Origin of the sequence: Bacillus sp. UMB0893 (assembly GCF_002858905.1) — a bacterium.
GTDB lineage: Bacteria > Bacillota > Bacilli > Bacillales > Bacillaceae > Bacillus_P.
Map to the genome: position 1 here is coordinate 354,246 of NZ_PKLB01000001.1, position 15,742 is coordinate 369,987.

Genomic DNA, 15,742 nt, shown 5'->3' on the forward strand with positions numbered 1-15,742 from the left:
TATGCATACCAATTCATTAAGAATTGGTTCTTTTTTAACTTTGAAATAGCAAGGTTTAACTGCATAATTAAAACAATTTATTACATGTATACAATAATAAAACTTCCATATGCTCTAGCTTTTAGCTAAAAAGGGGAAATGAACATTGGAAAGGAAAATTCTGCAGCTGACAAAAGAATTGCAGCAATCAACAGGCGGCCACATCTTTTACTATTTTAATGATTTAGATCGATATATTGAAAATACAGTTTCCTATATTCGCTCAGGAATTGATCAGAAGGATCGCGTGATTGTCATAGAAAACGAAAGAGTATATTCATTAATATATAAGAAATTGGTGCTTCATTTAACAGAAGACGAGCTTACTAAGGTACACTATGTAAATAATTTTGATTTCTACTGTTTGAACGGTGATTTTCATGCTTCTACGATACTCAGTTATTTTTCTTTAATATTAGAGCCATACATAATAGAGATCACCCCGATTCGAACTTGGGCCCATGTAGAGTGGGGAAATGTAGCAGAAATTACAGAAGTGATCGGAGAATTTGAAAAACAAGCAAATAGAGCAGTGTCTTCAATGGGGCTAATTTCAGTTTGTGCTTATAATGCTGACAGAGTACCTGCATCGCTTAAGGCATCATTAAAGAGGTCCCATGGATTTTTAATGACGGATGATGACATCATTCCTTTATTAAATGAGCAAGAATAGCTTGTTTCTTGCTTTTTACACTTAAGAAAAGAAGAGCGGGGAAAATCCTAACGGGTTCGGTTCAGAGGTGCAAAACATTAAAACAGCATAGTAAATAACACATCGTTTAACACACCAATTAGCAGAATAATTGGTGTGTTTCATCTTGCAAAATACCCTTTTTAACAGTGTATTTGTGATAAAATGGAAATAACAGTTATTCAGCAATCAGGCAGGATTGTTGAATAAGCAGGAATTAAATTAAAAGGCGTACACTATATTAATGGAAAGGCAAAACAACTGTTTCAATGTAAGGGGAGACGTTATGGGAAAGTACATTAGGATTTTCTTCTTAACCATAATGGTGAGTGTGGTTTTCTATTTTATATTTAGTTCTATATATACGGGCGGTGGCAATCCCGCAGAAGAAGCAGTTTACACATTTGGCACCATCATTATTATTTTTCTTTCATTTTTAATTTCACAAATTTACTGTTTAATTGATTTGATTAATAAAAGAAGGTAATTCTTGTTTCGCTAAAGGGCTTTAATGGAACAAGGGAACTCCAAGGAAATATGGAGTTCTCATTCTTTATTTTAAAAATCAACATTATTCTTTAACATAGATTATTTATTAAAAATAAGCATTTACTCAACAATCGGGGGCAATAATTCAAGAAGGAAAAGGAACTCCATAAAAATCTGGAGTTTCTCATTTTTATATACGCACTTAAAATGGTATTAGAATTAGCAGTACAAATAAACGCACTCTGCTGACCGGCAGATGCTTGCTAAATCTTATGCTAATATGTTTGCACCCCGCAACCGAACACGTTAGGAAAATCCGTTCTTCTTTTTTGCAATGATAAAAAGTCAATTTGCTATTTTCGTTTTTATTTTGGCTAATATCGTTGTGATTTTGCCATTCAGCTCTTTTTCCTTTATGGGAATCACGCGCCACCCTCGTTTCTTAAGATATCTTCTTTTTTTGATATCTTCCACCTTGTTTCCTTCTGTATCACATCGCAAGGCGATTCTATAATAGGGAAGCACTAAATCTAATGTATAGGGTCCGCATTTTTCTTTAACTCTTACATAATAACCGTTGTTCCTAAGCGTATCATATAGTCTGCGTTCCATCCTATTTTCACATTTTTCATCTTGATTTTGAAAGAAATCATCCCTCTTTCCTTTATGAAAATAGATGAGTGCAATCAGTAAGGGCAGCCATAAAAAGAATAAAAATAAAAGCGTAATTTGTGTCACTTTATCACCTCTGCACATTAGCATTTGCCAGTTTCCGAGGAAACATTCTAGTTAGAATTAGTGGTAAATTATACAAACATTCATGATAAAATAAATGGGGGCAGTAACAATCTCAAATCGCTTCGCTTCTTTTTATTGCACTCTAACCTGTATAATGGTCATTATCAAAATCCAGAAAGAAGTGGAAGGCTTGAAGCTAAGTATTCTCGATCAATCGCCAATCGCAAATGGTGCCACACCGCAGGAAGCTTTGCAGGCATCCTTGAAGCTCGCACAAACAGCTGAAAAATTAGGGTATACCAGATATTGGATCGCGGAACATCATGATATGCCTGGATTAGCCTGTTCAGCGCCAGAAGTGATGCTAAGCTATATCGGTGCTCAAACGGAAAAAATCCGCATTGGAGCCGGAGCCATTTTACTGCCGCACTATAAACCTTATAAAGTAGCTGAAACATTTCATATGCTATGCACACTTTTTCCCGGCAGAATAGACTTAGGTATTGGAAGGGCACCTGGAGGATCAGCGGAAGCGACGATGGCGTTATCTGATAATTTTCTCGGCAACGTGAAGATTATGCCTCAAAAATTGGATGAATTGCTTCATTTTTTACATAATGACTTTCCTAAAGAGAATATGTTCTCTAAAATTAAAGCTGCACCCATTCCTAACGATTCACCTGAAGTGTGGATTTTAGGTACAAGTGATAAAAGTGCAAAGCTTGCTGGACAAACCGGATCAGCATATGCGTTCGGTCAGTTTATGAGTGACCGTGACGGAGAGGACCTGCTAAGTATGTACCATGATCATTTTCAGCAAAAAAATGGATTTCAGCACCCTAAATCTATTTTGACAGTGAATGCTATTTGTGCAGAAACAACAGAGCAAGCTGAAAACATCGCTCTTAGTTTACATCTTTGGCGAATTCTGCAGGCACAGGGGAAAACTACTGGTATTCCATCTATTCAAGAAGCAAAAGCTTATGAATTCAGTACTGAGGAACTTGAAATGATCAAGGCTGCCAATGAAAAAATGTTCATTGGCAATCCGGCAAAAGTAAAGAAGCAGCTTGTGGAAATCAAGCAAAACTATGGCGCAGATGAACTAATGATCGTTACGATCACACACAGCTATGAAGACCGCTTAAAATCGTATCAATTACTTGCAAATGAAATGGGAGAGATGATCAAATGAAAAAAATAGGTTTTGTCATCATGACGATGTTTCTGCTTCTAATGGCAGCATGCGGAACGCAAACAGATAATTCAGGCTCTGCTGATAAACCGGCAAAAAAAGTTGAGAAAAATCCTATTGTAACGATTACAATGGAAAACGATAAACAGATTAAAGTAGAATTGTATCCAGAAACAGCACCAAATACAGTTGCCAATTTCATTTCGCTTATTCATGATAAATTCTATGATGGCTTGATTTTTCATCGCGTCATTCCAGACTTTATGATACAAGGAGGAGACCCTGAAGGGGTTGGAACGGGTGGCCCCGGCTACTCCATAAAAGGTGAATTTACTTCAAATGGATTCGAAAATAAGCTCAAGCATGAACGCGGCGTGATTTCTATGGCACGGGCACAAGATCCTGACAGCGCCGGCTCACAGTTTTTCATCATGGTTGCTGACTCACCAAGCCTTGATGGCGAATATGCGTCTTTCGGGAAAGTAACCGAAGGCATGGAAGCAGTTGATGAAATTGTGAATACGGAAACAGAAGGTGAAAAACCGCTCAAGGATCAAAAAATTAAATCAGTCACTGTTGATACATTTGGCGAAGAATATGAGAAGCCGGAAACGGTGGAATAAGGAAAAGCAGCGGGAAACCGCTGCTTTTTGTTTTTATTTTCTTTTTCATCATTTTAAATAGATTTACACATTTAAAAACTTCACACACACCGGATCTGGAACTTTTACGTCTGATTGAAGCAGCTTCAGCGTTCCTGTTTCAGGGTTTCGTTCAAATAAGACAAGGTTGCTGCTTTCCTGGTTTGTTGCAATCAGGAATGTTTCAGTTGGGTCAAGGACGAAGTCACGAGGCCAGTTACCTTCTGTTGACGTGCGGTCGACAAATGTCAATTCTCCGTTGTCTTGATTGACACTGAATATCGCAATGCTATCATGTCCTCTGTTTGCTGCATATACAAATCGGCCATCTGATGAAATGTGAATGGCGCTGCCCTGGTTATTTTCAGTGAAATCATCCGGAATCGTAGAGATGTATTGTTTTTCAGTAAAGCTGCCATCTTCTTCATTATAATCAAGTACAACAACTTCATTGCTTAGCTCAGTCATTACATAAGCCACTTTACCATTCGGATGGAAGGTCAAATGCCGTGGTCCGCTGCCTGCATGTAAATGAAGGCTGTGGATTTCATTTAGTTCACCGTTATTTAATTTGTACGTATACAATTTATCCGTTCCCAAATCAATGGCGGCAACATATTTTTGGTCAGGAGTAAACCCCGCATAATGGGCATGAGGTCCATCCTGTCTGTCTTTATTCGGGCCAGAACCTTCGTGCTTTTTAATTGATAGAGCGGGGTAAAGGGTTTCGCTTTCAGCGTTCATTTCATAAGACTCAATGGTGCCGTTATGATAGTTGGCGGAAACAATGAAATGATTTTCACTGTCAACACTGACGTGGCAAGGTGAAGCGCCTTGAAGCAGCTGGCGATTTAATTCCCTTAAATCACCTGTTTCCTCGTCTCTGGAAAAGGCAGCCACTCCTCCTGCTTCACCTTCTTTTGCAACAGCATATACAAAGCGGTTATCCTTGCTGATCGTTAAATATGTAGGATTGTCGAGAGCTGCAGCGACGCTTGCTTCACTTAATTTTTTTGCTTCTGCATCAAGTGTAAACGTGTAGATGCCTTTGCTGTCCCCTTTTGTGTATGTACCGATATAACCAGTAAACTTCATTTTAACTCCTCCTCGTATAATACGTCCTGAATTTATTTTAGCACATGAAGCATGTGAACTCTTCATTTAAGCGTTTCTCTATTATCTATACCCTAACTTCTGTATGAGAAAAACTCATTTTTTGTAAAAATATGCGGGGGCAAATCCCTCATTTTCGACACATTTTTCACAAATTTTCACTATGCTATAAGGTATTATAAAACATCTTTAATAGGAAGAAATGGAGGTCTATACCTTGAGTTTACATGAACTTTTTAGCCTGAAAAATAAAACTGCGATTGTAACAGGCGGGGGAAGGGGTCTTGGCGCAAGGATGGCGATGACACTTGCAGAAGCTGGAGCGAATATCGTCGTTTGCTCACGTGACTTGAAGAATTGTGAGCAATTTAGTGAAAAAATAAAGGGAAAAGGTGTTCAATCATTGGCCCTATCATGCGATGTTACAAATCAGCAGGATATTGAGAGAGTGATTGCTGAAACACTCAGCAAGTTTGGAACGATTGATATCTTAGTAAACAACAGCGGAACATCTTGGACGGCACCAGTGCTGGAACTTCCTGCTGATAAATGGGACAAAGTCATGAATGTAAATGTCAGAGGCTTGTTCTTGTTCAGTCAGGCTGCGGCAAAAGTGATGACGAAGCAAGGCAGTGGAAAGATTATAAATATCGCATCTGTAACCGGCATGGGAGGGACTCACCCTGAATTGCTGGATACAATAGCTTACAGTACGAGCAAGGGCGCAGTCCTGACATTTACAAAGGATTTAGCAGTTAAGCTTGCAAGATACAATATTCAGGTGAATGCTATTGCGCCAGGATTTTTTCCTACAAAAATGTCGCGCAGTGTTCTTGAAAAAGAAAATGCGATGATTCTAAAAGGAGTTCCGGCAAGACGGTTTGGACAAGAGCAGGATTTAGATGGTGCGATTCTTTTTTTATCAGGCAAAGCGTCTGATTATGTCATCGGGCACGTCTTAGTTGTTGATGGGGGAATAACGACATTAGTTTAATCGATTTTTTAAGGAGGAATCCGTTCAAATGGAACGCAGTTTTTATGACCTTTTGAGTGAAAAAGGAGGAGAGCTTGAACACCTTCTGAACAATAAGATTCATAGTAAAATCAATCAAAAGGAAGTGGTTGAGTTTGCCGGTATACTAGTGAGATCAGGAATTGGGAAAATAAAGAGGGCAAAGGAACTTTCAGAAAAGCATTCAGAAAATCTTAATCTGGCGAAATCAGCAAAGCTGATGCTGCAAATGGATGAAAAAATAGCTCATATGTCAGTCTGGCCGAACGAGATGAAAAAAAATCCCGGTGCTTTAGTGGAGAAAGCGGAAGTTATGATTGATGAGCTTGAGGATAAAGCCGCATGCTTATGCAAAGCAGTGCAAGATTTGAAAAAAAATCATACATTTTCCTGCGCGGCAAAAAAGCTTGAAGCACATCTGGAATGTTTGCAAAAGTCAGTTTGCGAGCTGAAACACAAGCAAACGCATGAAAAAAAACGGAACTCTTCTGAGAGTTTGATTATTTCTAGTCAAAGAAAAAATGAGAATACAAAGAAGGGAAGAATTCTTTTTGACGATTGATTTGGATAATGAGATGGAGCGGTGGAAAAATTTCATCAGCAGTCTGAATGATAATGAAATACGAACAGGCTTTACACCAAGAGTAGCCGTGTGGAAAAAGAACAAAGCAACCTTATGGTGTTATCCTGCTTCAGAAAAGAAATATCGTACCCCTTTATTTATGGTGTATTCACTTGTGAACGAACCATACATTCTTGATTTGCAGCCAGGCATCAGTGCGATTGAATCCTTTGTCAACAATGGCTTTGATGTTTATTTATTGGATTTTGGAATTCCTGACTACGAAGATAAAGACTTATCAATTGCAGATTATATTTTAAGTTATATAAAAGAAGCAGCAAGGCATGCTCTAAAACATTCAGGTGCAGGAGATCTGACAGTGATTGGCTACTGTCTTGGAGGCACACTTGCTGCGATTTATGCTTCCTTGGCTGACGAACCAATCCGAAATCTGATTCTATATTCCGCTCCAATCGATTTTCGTCATTTTCCTTTATTTGATGAATGGACGAAAGCGCTCAGAAAAAATAAAATTGATTTTGATGAAGCCATAGATTTATACGGTCTGATTCCTGCAAGCCATGTCGAAGCAGGAATCAGACTCCTGACATCACCAATCTACTACAGCCCCTACCTCACCCTCCTTGCAAAATCCGACGATCAAGAGTATGTCATGAAATGGAGACGTTTCAACAAATGGACAAAGAGCTACGTTCCTTTTCCTGGTGCAGCTTTAAAGGATTTGATTCATGAACTTGTGAAGAAGAATAAGCTGGCAAAAGGAAAACTGCGGATCAATAATCAAAATGCAAATCTAAAAAAAATCAAAGCAAGTGTTCTCGTGATTTCATCAGCATTTGATCGTTTAGTTCCGAAAGAGCAAAGCGAATCTATTATGAAACTTATCTCAAGCAAAGATAAAGAATTTCGCCTCATACAAAATGGTCATGTTCCTCTGACTGTGAAAGATGGAATGCTGCCGGAAGTCCTTTCAGACTGGCTGCCGCAGCGTTCAAATCCAATTTTATGAAAGGTGGAAAAGAATGTATTATTTCGAAGAAGCTATGAAACCCGAGCTTGCCCCAGTACTCGAATATTTCGGTTTTGCAGGCATTGTATATTATTACTTTTTAATAAATCTTACAAAATAAAGTGGATAAGCAGAAAGAGAATGCTGATGGTATTCTCTTTTTTTATATTTTCAAACTATTAGAAAAATTTATATTGAAAAAAGAACGGTCAACTAATATGATAGAAAAAAAGTGCATTCATGTTAAGAAAGTTCACATTTCGTTATTTTATAGGAAAAAAGGAGGTGGAAAACGAAAGGATCGAACGAGCAAAACGTATGACAAACAATTAGAAATGGGGAAAATTCTATGAAAAACAACAGTAAACTTATATTTGTCTTATTATTTTCATTCGTTCTCATGTTATCAGGCTGCGGAAATAGCGAAAAAGCGAGTACTGGTGCTGCGTCAGAAGAGAAAAAAGTTCTTAAAGTTGGAACCGATGCAGCATTTGCTCCATTTGAATACATGGATAAAGATAAAATTGTCGGCTTTGATGTTGATTTTCTGGAAGCTGTTATGAAAGAAGCAGGCTATAAGCATGAACTCGAAAACATCGGATGGGATCCATTATTTGCATCTGTACAAGGCAAACAAATTGATTTGGCTATCTCAGGGATAACAATTAATGACGACCGCAAACAAAGCTATGATTTTTCAACTCCTTATTTTGAATCGACACATATGATTGTTTTTAAAGAAGGTACTGATATTAAAAGCGCTGAAGATCTTAAAGGGAAGAAAATTGGCGTACAGAATGGAACAACCGGCCAGTCAGCAGCTGAAAAGGTAGTCGGAGCAAATAATAATATATCAAAATATGAAACTACAGCTGTTGCTTTTATGGCACTTGAAAACAATGACGTTGAAGTAGTTGTGACAGATAATGTTGTTGCAAGTGAATATGTAAAAAATAATCCAAACAGTAAAGTAGAAGCAATTGAAGATAAAAAGAGCTTCGAATCAGAATTTTACGGCTTAATGTTTCCGAAAGACAGCAAGCTGAAGGCGGAGTTTGATAAAGCAATTAAAGAGGTCATTGAAAGCGGGAAGTATGCAGAAATCTATGAAAAGTGGTTTGGCAAAGAGCCTAGTGTTGAGACTCTCTTAGATGCTGAATAAGCAGGGCTTTTCATTCGATTTACATTGCAAAGGAGACAACTATGGATTTCCGTTTTGATATCATACTTGATTATTTACCGCTCTTTTTAAAAGGCACTCTATGGACAATCGGCATCACATTTTTCGGAGTTTTGTTCGGGGCAATCTTAGGTCTTTTTATTGGAATAGGAAAAATGCTGAATCATCCATTAGCTAAACTTCCTTTTGTCTGGTATGTCAATTTTTTCAGAGGGACACCTCTATTGGTGCAGATATTTATTATTCATTTTGGCGTGATGCCATTGTTTATGTCTACAGTGAATCCAATTATCTCAGGTGTTGTCTCTCTAGCTTTAAATGCAGCCGCCTACATTGCAGAGATATTCAGGGCTGGCATAAAATCAATTGACAGAGGACAGATGGAAGCAGCAAGATCTCTTGGAATGAACCATTTTCAAGCGATGAAAGAAGTAATCTTGCCGCAGGCTGTGAAACGAATGATACCGCCGCTTGGAAATGAATTTATTGTGCTGTTGAAAGATTCTTCGCTGATTTCGTTAATCTCAGTGCCTGAACTAATGTACTGGGGCAGGGCAGCAACGGGTCAATATTACCGGATTTGGGAACCGTACTTAACAGTCGCTTTCGTTTACTTAGTACTCACACTCAGCCTAACCTATTTACTAAATTACGTAGAAAGAAGGTTAGACACAGAATGATCTCGGTAAAAGCGCTGAAAAAATCTTTTGGAAAAAACGAAGTCTTAAAGGGAATTTCGATGGAAATACAGCAAAAGGAAGTTGTCGTCGTTATTGGACCCTCAGGCTCTGGTAAATCAACCTTGCTGCGGTGTATAAATTTATTAGAAACCATTACAGATGGACATGTGTATATCGAGGGAGTCGATTTGACTGCCCGATCAACCGACATAAATGCTGTCAGAAAAGATGTCGGAATGGTCTTTCAGCACTTTAATTTATTTCCGCACAAAACCGTACTTGAAAATCTGATGGTGTCTCCAATCATCGTGCGAAAATGGAGCAAGGAAAAAGCGAAGACAAAAGCACTTGAACTTCTAAAAAAAGTGGGATTGTCTGAAAAAGTAAATGTCTATCCTGATTCCTTATCAGGCGGTCAAAAGCAGCGTGTTGCCATCGCGAGGGCCCTTGCAATGGAACCGAAAATCATGCTATTTGACGAGCCTACCTCTGCTTTGGATCCAGAAATGGTCGGAGAAGTGCTGGAAGTCATGAAGCAGCTTGCTAAAGAAGGAATGACAATGATGATTGTCACCCATGAAATGGGATTTGCCCGAGAAGTGGGAGATCGTGTCATTTTTATCGATGAAGGATTGATTATCGAAGAGGATACTCCAAAGGAACTATTTGAGAATACGAAGCATGAACGAACGAAGAGTTTTCTTAGTAAGATTTTATAAAGAGATGAGAATGCCCAATTAGGCATTCTCTTTCAACCTGAAAAATGGCTGGAAATTAATCTCTATTCTTAATCCTCTCAATAATCTCCCCAAGCTCATCCGGCCGATGAAACTCAATTGGTGAAACACCCTTTTCAAACTGAATCGAGTCTGATTCAACTAAGAGCACATACCGTCCATTTATCTTTCCTAAATGAATACTATCTCCAAAATCAGCAAGCAATCCTTTTATAGATGTTTCACCAAGCTTCATTTTTAGCTCAGCTTCAGGCGTATGTTCTACAATCTGCGCAGCTGCTTCAATAACCTGATGCGTGTCAAGCCTTTCTTGTATCTCCCGTTTTTCACTTGCTTCCCAAATTTCCATGTCATGCTCGAACTGCTGGCGTTCCTGGCTGTTTTCCTCATATGTTTCGAGGACATGCTCCTGAACCATGCTCATGACTTGAGTTTTCATGATTTCCGGCATAGATTCTCCGTACTCCACGAATTTTAAGAAGTCCTCAAAGTAGCGGGCATGGGATGCCTGGTGAATTTTCAGTTCGCCCGGTTCGGTCATCCCTTCCTCTGGCATAAAGGGGTATTGAATGGATTTCATGTTTTTTGTAGTGATCGCCATTTGTACGTTGCGGATCAATGTAGATTCATCTGAGATAGAGGCAACTTTTGGCTCAAAATCACATTTTAGAATGAACAGAAATGTATCCTCAAAGTACTTTTCGGGAGTTGCTGAAAGAACTAAAAAGGCTCCTCCCCGAACGGCACTGGCATCCAAATAGGCGCCGACAAATCGTTCGCTTGCTTCTTTAAAGGATTCCTTTGTATCAGCCGTCAGCGCTTTGTGGAAAAGGTTATAGTTCGGGTTTGAGTCTAGCTCATATCCTGGCTCTACGACAAAATAGCCAAGTTTTGTTGGAACTTGTTCGCTGCGCGGATTCTTTTCGACCTTGCGCTTGACGATTTTCTTTAATTCACCGTCTAAAAAGTCTTTCAGTGCATTCCCTTCGTATTCTTCACTCGTTAATGTTTGAAAGTGTTTGTATTGCTTATTGGCATTCTCGTCTTTTCCATCGACCTGGATGAGGTAAAAAGAGAGATAGTTGATCTTAAATTCCATAGGTTCACCTGCTTCTTTTTCAATTCCTCAAGTGTAAAAGATTGGACTATGTCCGTCAATCTAATAAAATGGAATTATCAAAAGAAGAATGATGGAAAGTTTTGAACCCTAGTGATTGATAAGCAGGAGAGTGGATCAAAACAGAGATTATGCCTTTCACTTTGGCAGATTTACCAGAAGGTGACGCCACAATTAAAGTTGCTTATTCCAGCATCCATTATAAAGATGGCTTAGCCACACTTCCTAAATCAATTGTTAAAAATTATCCGATGGTTCCAGGTATTGATTTAGCCCGGACAGTTGCAGATTCTAGCAATGAATCTTTTTAAAATAGCGATGAAGTGATCGTTACAAGCTACGGGCGTCCGTTCTAAAGAAACGCTGGAAAAGCTGATTGAAGATGAATTGAAAAAGCAAAATCAGAAGAATATCTAAAAATATAGAATTTTCAATTAAATAATTGCGTTTTTATTCTGTTATGTGTATAATCCTCTTACATAAACGTATTTCACGCCTATTGAGTTAGCCCTCTTGTGATCCGTGGAATAGGTTATGACCAGCTTAATTAATAACTAATTCAAATCTGCTGATTTGTCTATGGAAGAGATTCTTTAACGTTGACATAAGCCAGCTGCCTTTATTGTGCAGCTGGCTTTTTTTGTTCAAAAGCTGGAGTTTCCTAAATTCAAAAAGGGGATGGGATTGAATGATGAACTTTAATCTGTCAGAAGAGCAACATGCAGTGAGAAAAATGGTGCGCGATTTCGTAGACAAGGAGATCAATCCAAATATCGCAGAATGGGATGAGTTGGGGCATTTCGAACCTGCAATTTTGAAAAAGCTTGCCGAACTTGGGCTAATGGGGATTTGTATTCCTGAAGAGTACGGCGGGAGTGCAATGGATTACAATACGCTTGCGATTGTGTGCGAGGAACTTGAGCGCGGGGATACGGCGTATCGGACTGCGGTTTCTGTTCATACGGGTTTGAACAGTTTGACCTTGCTTCAATGGGGAAATGAGGAGCAGAAGCAGAAGTACTTGGTTCCTCAGGCGAAAGGTGAAAAGGTTGGTGCATTTGGATTAACAGAGCCTAATGCCGGATCTGATGTAGCTGCGCTGCAGACAACAGCGGTCTTAGATGGGGATCATTACATACTGAATGGTCAGAAGACATGGATTTCATTGTGTGACTATGCTGATCATTTCCTTGTGTTTGCTTATACGGACAAGAGCAAAAAGCATCATGGCATATCCGCGTTTATTGTTGAACGGACGATGGAAGGATTCGATTCAAAAGCAATCAAAGGCAAGCTTGGGATACGCGCAGGAAACACGGGAGAAATCTTCTTCGATCATATTAAAGTTCCAAGAGAAAATTTGCTTGGCCAAGAGGGAGACGGATTTAAAATCGCGATGTCTGCTCTCGATAATGGCAGATTCACAGTGGCAGCAGGCGCATGCGGGTTAATCCAAGCATGTATTGAAGAAAGCGTGAACTACTGTCACGAAAGGAAAACGTTTGGGAAAGAAATCGGCAGGCATCAGCTTGTTCAGCAAATGATTGCAAAAATGGAAGCTGGCTATCACATGTCACGTCTGCTTGTCTTCCGTGCAGGCTGTTTAAAAAATGAAGGAAAACGAAATACGAGAGAAACGTCCCTTGCAAAATGGCAATCTTGTGATTTCGCAAACGAAGCGGCAAACGATGCCGTACAAATTCACGGTGCATACGGATACTCTAATGAATACCCCGTGGAACGCTTCTTGAGAAATTCCAAGGCTCCGGTTATTTATGAGGGTACAAGAGAAATTCACACGATTATGCAGGCTGAGTATGTTTTAGGCTACAGAGAAGATAAGGCGCTTTCGAGTATGCTGCCAAGCTGGCCGTTTGAGGATGCTAAGGAAAAAGTTGAAAGTTAATTGAATGAAACCCGCAGCCTTAAGCTGCGGGTTTTGATATGGTATTGAATTGAAGCAAATTATGAGTTGAAAATTGAATAATGTTTTTCTCCAGTAAAAAGCAATTTATGATAGTTAGATCACCGAAGTTGATAGTTGGCCCTTCAACTTGATAGTAAGCTAGCCAAAAGTAAGAAGATGAAAATAAAACTAAGGTTTTCGCTAGTAAAAGTCAATTTATGATAATTGAATCATCGAATATGATAGTTGGCACTCCAATCTTAATAGTAAGCTAGTCCAAATTAAGAAGATGAAAATAGAACAAAGGTTTTTGATAGTAAAAAGCAATTTATGATAGTTAGATCACCAAATTTGATAGTTTGCCCTGCGAACTTGATCGTAAGCTGGCCATAAGTAAGAAGTTGAAAATAGAACAATGGTTTTCGCTAGTAAAATGATAATTGGATCACGAAATTTAATAGTTGGCTGTTCATTTTTGAAAGTTGAAACTGGAAATGCCTGTCCATCCTTTAATATCACTATTAAATGCAGGAAATCCTCGGGTAAATAAAGAAGTAAGTCATAAACAAATTGAGGTTCTTGTCGAAAGGACGGGCTGCACGATGCATTCACAGACGATGTTTATTGCCGGCCATGCACGTTTGCCTGCAGGGATGGCTGCAAAAAACGTGTACGATATGTTGACTATCACAGTTGAAATTGATAAAAGATTCGCTGTCATTTTAGAGGCTTCCTGTACGCTGGCAACTGAACATGGCAGAGATTTTGTCGGACGCTTGCTAAGAGGCTATAGTCTGCAGAATGGCGTAGAAGAATTGATACAGCACGTAAAAGAAAATTACTGCGGCAAAGCAATACATGCAATTGTTGCTGCTTTATCTGATCTTCATTTTCAATATCAGCAATTAAAAATGGTGAGGTGACAGCCATGAATGCGAAGATCATCGAGAGCATTCCATTTCCATGTATTGTTACTGCAGGGAACAATGAAATTTTACACAGCAATGCGTTTGTTATGGAATTCACCAAACGCAGTTCTATCCAAAATATCAATGTGAAAGAGTTATTCGATGTATGGGAAGAACTGGAGGGCGGGAAGCTGATCCATGCGAGCTGCAGCGGTTCAAGCTGTATTTTTATCAAGACGGGGCTTGATGCCACTAAAAGGAATCTCTATATTGGAACCGCTTCCACAGAGTTGATCTCCTTGATTAATGAGCTGAAGGAATCAAAACGGGTTAACCGGGAACTTGATGCAATTATTGAGAATTCCTATGATGGGATCTATATTACTGATAAAGACGGTGTGACGTTAAAGACGAATTCCGCTATTGAACGGATTACTGGAATTCCAAAACATTACTATATCGGGAAAAGCGTTAATGAATTGATTGATCGCGGTATTCTTGAAAATTCGGTTACGCACAAAGTGTTAGAAAAAAAACGCAGCGTTTCAGTCGTTCAGCTGAACCGGGCCGGAAAAGAAACGCTGCTGACGGGAAATCCGGTTTTTAATGATCATGGTGAAATTGAGAGTATCGTAACGAATATTCGTGATCTTTCTGAGCTGAACGACTTGCAGAGCGCACTTCGAAAAGCGACGAAACTGAACGACAGCTATAAAAAAGAAATTGAGCGCTTAAAAGGAAAGTCCAATGGAAGCCAGGATGTAGTCATTGAAAGTGAAGAGTTGAATGCGATTTATGAAACGGCGGACAGAGTTGTGAATGTGGATGCGACGATACTGATTTTAGGTGAAACAGGTGTCGGGAAGGATGTGTTTGCCCGATATATCTACAGTAAAAGCGTCCGTGCACGAAAAGGACAGTTCATTAAAGTGAATTGCGGGGCGATCCCGCCAGAATTGCTTGAATCGGAGCTTTTCGGTTATGAAGCAGGCGCCTTTACCGGAGCAAATAGACAGGGGAAACCAGGTATGTTTGAGATGGCCGAGAAAGGCGTCTTATTTTTAGATGAAGTTGGCGAGCTTCCTTTAAATTTGCAAGTGAAACTTTTAAGAGTCATTCAAGAAAAAGAAATACAGCGTGTGGGCGGTACAGCTGCGAAAAAGGTGGATGTCAGAATTTTGGCTGCAACGAATAAAGATCTCAAAGATATGGTTCAAAGAGGTGAGTTTCGCGAGGATTTGTTTTATCGGTTAAATGTTGTTCCGATCCTTATTCCTGCCTTGCGTGACCGGAAAAGCGATATTTTGCCGTTAACAGCTCTTTTTTTAGAAAAAGCAAATAAAAAATACAAAAAACAAAAAGAAATGAATGCTGCACTAAAAAACTATTTTTACACCTTCAGCTGGCCGGGAAATGTACGGGAACTTTCCAACTTAATTGAAAGACTAGTCTTAATAAATGAAGAGAACCTCTTAAAGATTGAACATTTGCCTGCTGAATATCAAAAGCCAGATCAATCTCCTCTGCAAGTGTCAAAGATTGTGACCTTAAAGGAAGCGGCAGAGCTGGCAGAAGAAAAAATATTGGCACTTGCGGTTAAAACGTATAAATCAACGTATGAAATTGCAGATGCTTTGGACAGCAGCCAGCCAACAATCGTGAGAAAGCTTAAGAAATATGGATTGAGTTTTGATTAAGCTGTCC

The 15,742-nt window shown here is 39.2% G+C and carries 16 protein-coding genes; 13 read left to right on the forward strand and 3 right to left on the reverse strand.

Features of this window, described 5'->3' with window-relative positions:
• The first annotated feature begins 145 nt into the window (after positions 1–145).
• On the forward strand, positions 146–712 hold the full coding sequence (locus CYJ36_RS01805; protein ID WP_101564231.1) for an MEDS domain-containing protein: 567 nt from the start codon (positions 146–148) through the stop codon (positions 710–712).
• 852 nt (positions 713–1,564) lie between these two features.
• On the opposite strand, the gene CYJ36_RS01815 is transcribed toward CYJ36_RS01805, so the two are convergent.
• Complete coding sequence (locus tag CYJ36_RS01815; RefSeq protein WP_101564233.1) at positions 1,565–1,957, reverse strand: DUF559 domain-containing protein; 393 nt, start codon at positions 1,955–1,957, stop codon at positions 1,565–1,567.
• A 190-nt stretch (positions 1,958–2,147) separates the two neighbouring features.
• Between CYJ36_RS01815 and CYJ36_RS01820 the strand changes: the two genes are divergently transcribed.
• Both CYJ36_RS01820 and CYJ36_RS01825 read left to right on the forward strand, forming a co-directional pair.
• Positions 2,148–3,152 carry an LLM class flavin-dependent oxidoreductase gene (locus CYJ36_RS01820; protein WP_101564234.1) on the forward strand — a complete coding sequence of 335 codons (1,005 nt, stop codon included), beginning with the start codon at positions 2,148–2,150 and terminating at the stop codon, positions 3,150–3,152.
• On the forward strand, positions 3,149–3,775 hold the full coding sequence (locus CYJ36_RS01825; RefSeq protein ID WP_101564235.1) for a peptidylprolyl isomerase: 627 nt from the start codon (positions 3,149–3,151) through the stop codon (positions 3,773–3,775). Before CYJ36_RS01820 ends, CYJ36_RS01825 begins: the two co-directional genes overlap by 4 nt.
• A 63-nt stretch (positions 3,776–3,838) precedes the next feature.
• Here CYJ36_RS01825 and CYJ36_RS01830 read toward each other — a convergent pair whose 3' ends face one another.
• On the reverse strand, positions 3,839–4,888 hold the full coding sequence (locus tag CYJ36_RS01830) for a lactonase family protein (RefSeq protein ID WP_101564236.1): 1,050 nt from the start codon (positions 4,886–4,888) through the stop codon (positions 3,839–3,841).
• Positions 4,889–5,123: 235 nt separating this feature from the next.
• On the opposite strand from CYJ36_RS01830, the gene CYJ36_RS01835 reads away from it, so the two are divergent.
• The 6 genes from CYJ36_RS01835 (at position 5,124) to CYJ36_RS01865 (ending at position 10,089) form a co-directional block, all read left to right on the forward strand.
• Positions 5,124–5,900 carry an SDR family oxidoreductase gene (locus tag CYJ36_RS01835; protein WP_101564237.1) on the forward strand — a complete coding sequence of 259 codons (777 nt, stop codon included), beginning with the start codon at positions 5,124–5,126 and terminating at the stop codon, positions 5,898–5,900.
• A gap of 28 nt (positions 5,901–5,928) precedes the next feature.
• Entirely contained in the window at positions 5,929–6,480 is a 552-nt protein-coding gene (locus tag CYJ36_RS01840) for a hypothetical protein (protein WP_101564238.1), read from the forward strand.
• Positions 6,470–7,510, forward strand: coding sequence for an alpha/beta fold hydrolase (locus CYJ36_RS01845; RefSeq protein WP_257962365.1), 1,041 nt, complete (start codon positions 6,470–6,472; stop codon positions 7,508–7,510). The genes CYJ36_RS01840 and CYJ36_RS01845 overlap by 11 nt, the downstream gene beginning before the upstream one ends.
• Before the next feature lie 349 nt (positions 7,511–7,859).
• Positions 7,860–8,672, forward strand: coding sequence for a basic amino acid ABC transporter substrate-binding protein (locus CYJ36_RS01855; RefSeq protein ID WP_101564241.1), 813 nt, complete (start codon positions 7,860–7,862; stop codon positions 8,670–8,672).
• Between the two features lie 41 nt (positions 8,673–8,713).
• Complete coding sequence (locus CYJ36_RS01860) at positions 8,714–9,370, forward strand: amino acid ABC transporter permease (RefSeq protein WP_101564242.1); 657 nt, start codon at positions 8,714–8,716, stop codon at positions 9,368–9,370.
• On the forward strand, positions 9,367–10,089 hold the full coding sequence (locus CYJ36_RS01865; protein ID WP_101564243.1) for an amino acid ABC transporter ATP-binding protein: 723 nt from the start codon (positions 9,367–9,369) through the stop codon (positions 10,087–10,089). Before CYJ36_RS01860 ends, CYJ36_RS01865 begins: the two co-directional genes overlap by 4 nt.
• Positions 10,090–10,144: 55 nt before the next feature.
• On the opposite strand, the gene CYJ36_RS01870 is transcribed toward CYJ36_RS01865, so the two are convergent.
• Complete coding sequence (locus tag CYJ36_RS01870) at positions 10,145–11,206, reverse strand: DUF3900 domain-containing protein (protein ID WP_101564244.1); 1,062 nt, start codon at positions 11,204–11,206, stop codon at positions 10,145–10,147.
• Positions 11,207–11,355: 149 nt separating this feature from the next.
• On the opposite strand from CYJ36_RS01870, the gene CYJ36_RS01875 reads away from it, so the two are divergent.
• From CYJ36_RS01875 to CYJ36_RS01890, 4 genes are all read left to right on the forward strand, one after another.
• Positions 11,356–11,535 (forward strand): hypothetical protein, encoded by a 180-nt coding sequence (locus CYJ36_RS01875; protein WP_101564245.1) that lies wholly within the window; start codon positions 11,356–11,358, stop codon positions 11,533–11,535.
• A gap of 380 nt (positions 11,536–11,915) precedes the next feature.
• A complete protein-coding gene (locus CYJ36_RS01880) occupies positions 11,916–13,130 on the forward strand; it encodes an acyl-CoA dehydrogenase family protein (RefSeq protein ID WP_101565597.1) in 1,215 nt (404 codons plus the stop codon).
• Positions 13,131–13,732: 602 nt separating this feature from the next.
• A complete protein-coding gene (locus CYJ36_RS01885) occupies positions 13,733–14,053 on the forward strand; it encodes a DUF3870 domain-containing protein (protein WP_101565599.1) in 321 nt (106 codons plus the stop codon).
• Positions 14,054–14,058: 5 nt separating this feature from the next.
• Positions 14,059–15,735 carry a sigma-54 interaction domain-containing protein gene (locus tag CYJ36_RS01890; RefSeq protein WP_101564246.1) on the forward strand — a complete coding sequence of 559 codons (1,677 nt, stop codon included), beginning with the start codon at positions 14,059–14,061 and terminating at the stop codon, positions 15,733–15,735.
• Positions 15,736–15,742: the final 7 nt, after the last annotated feature.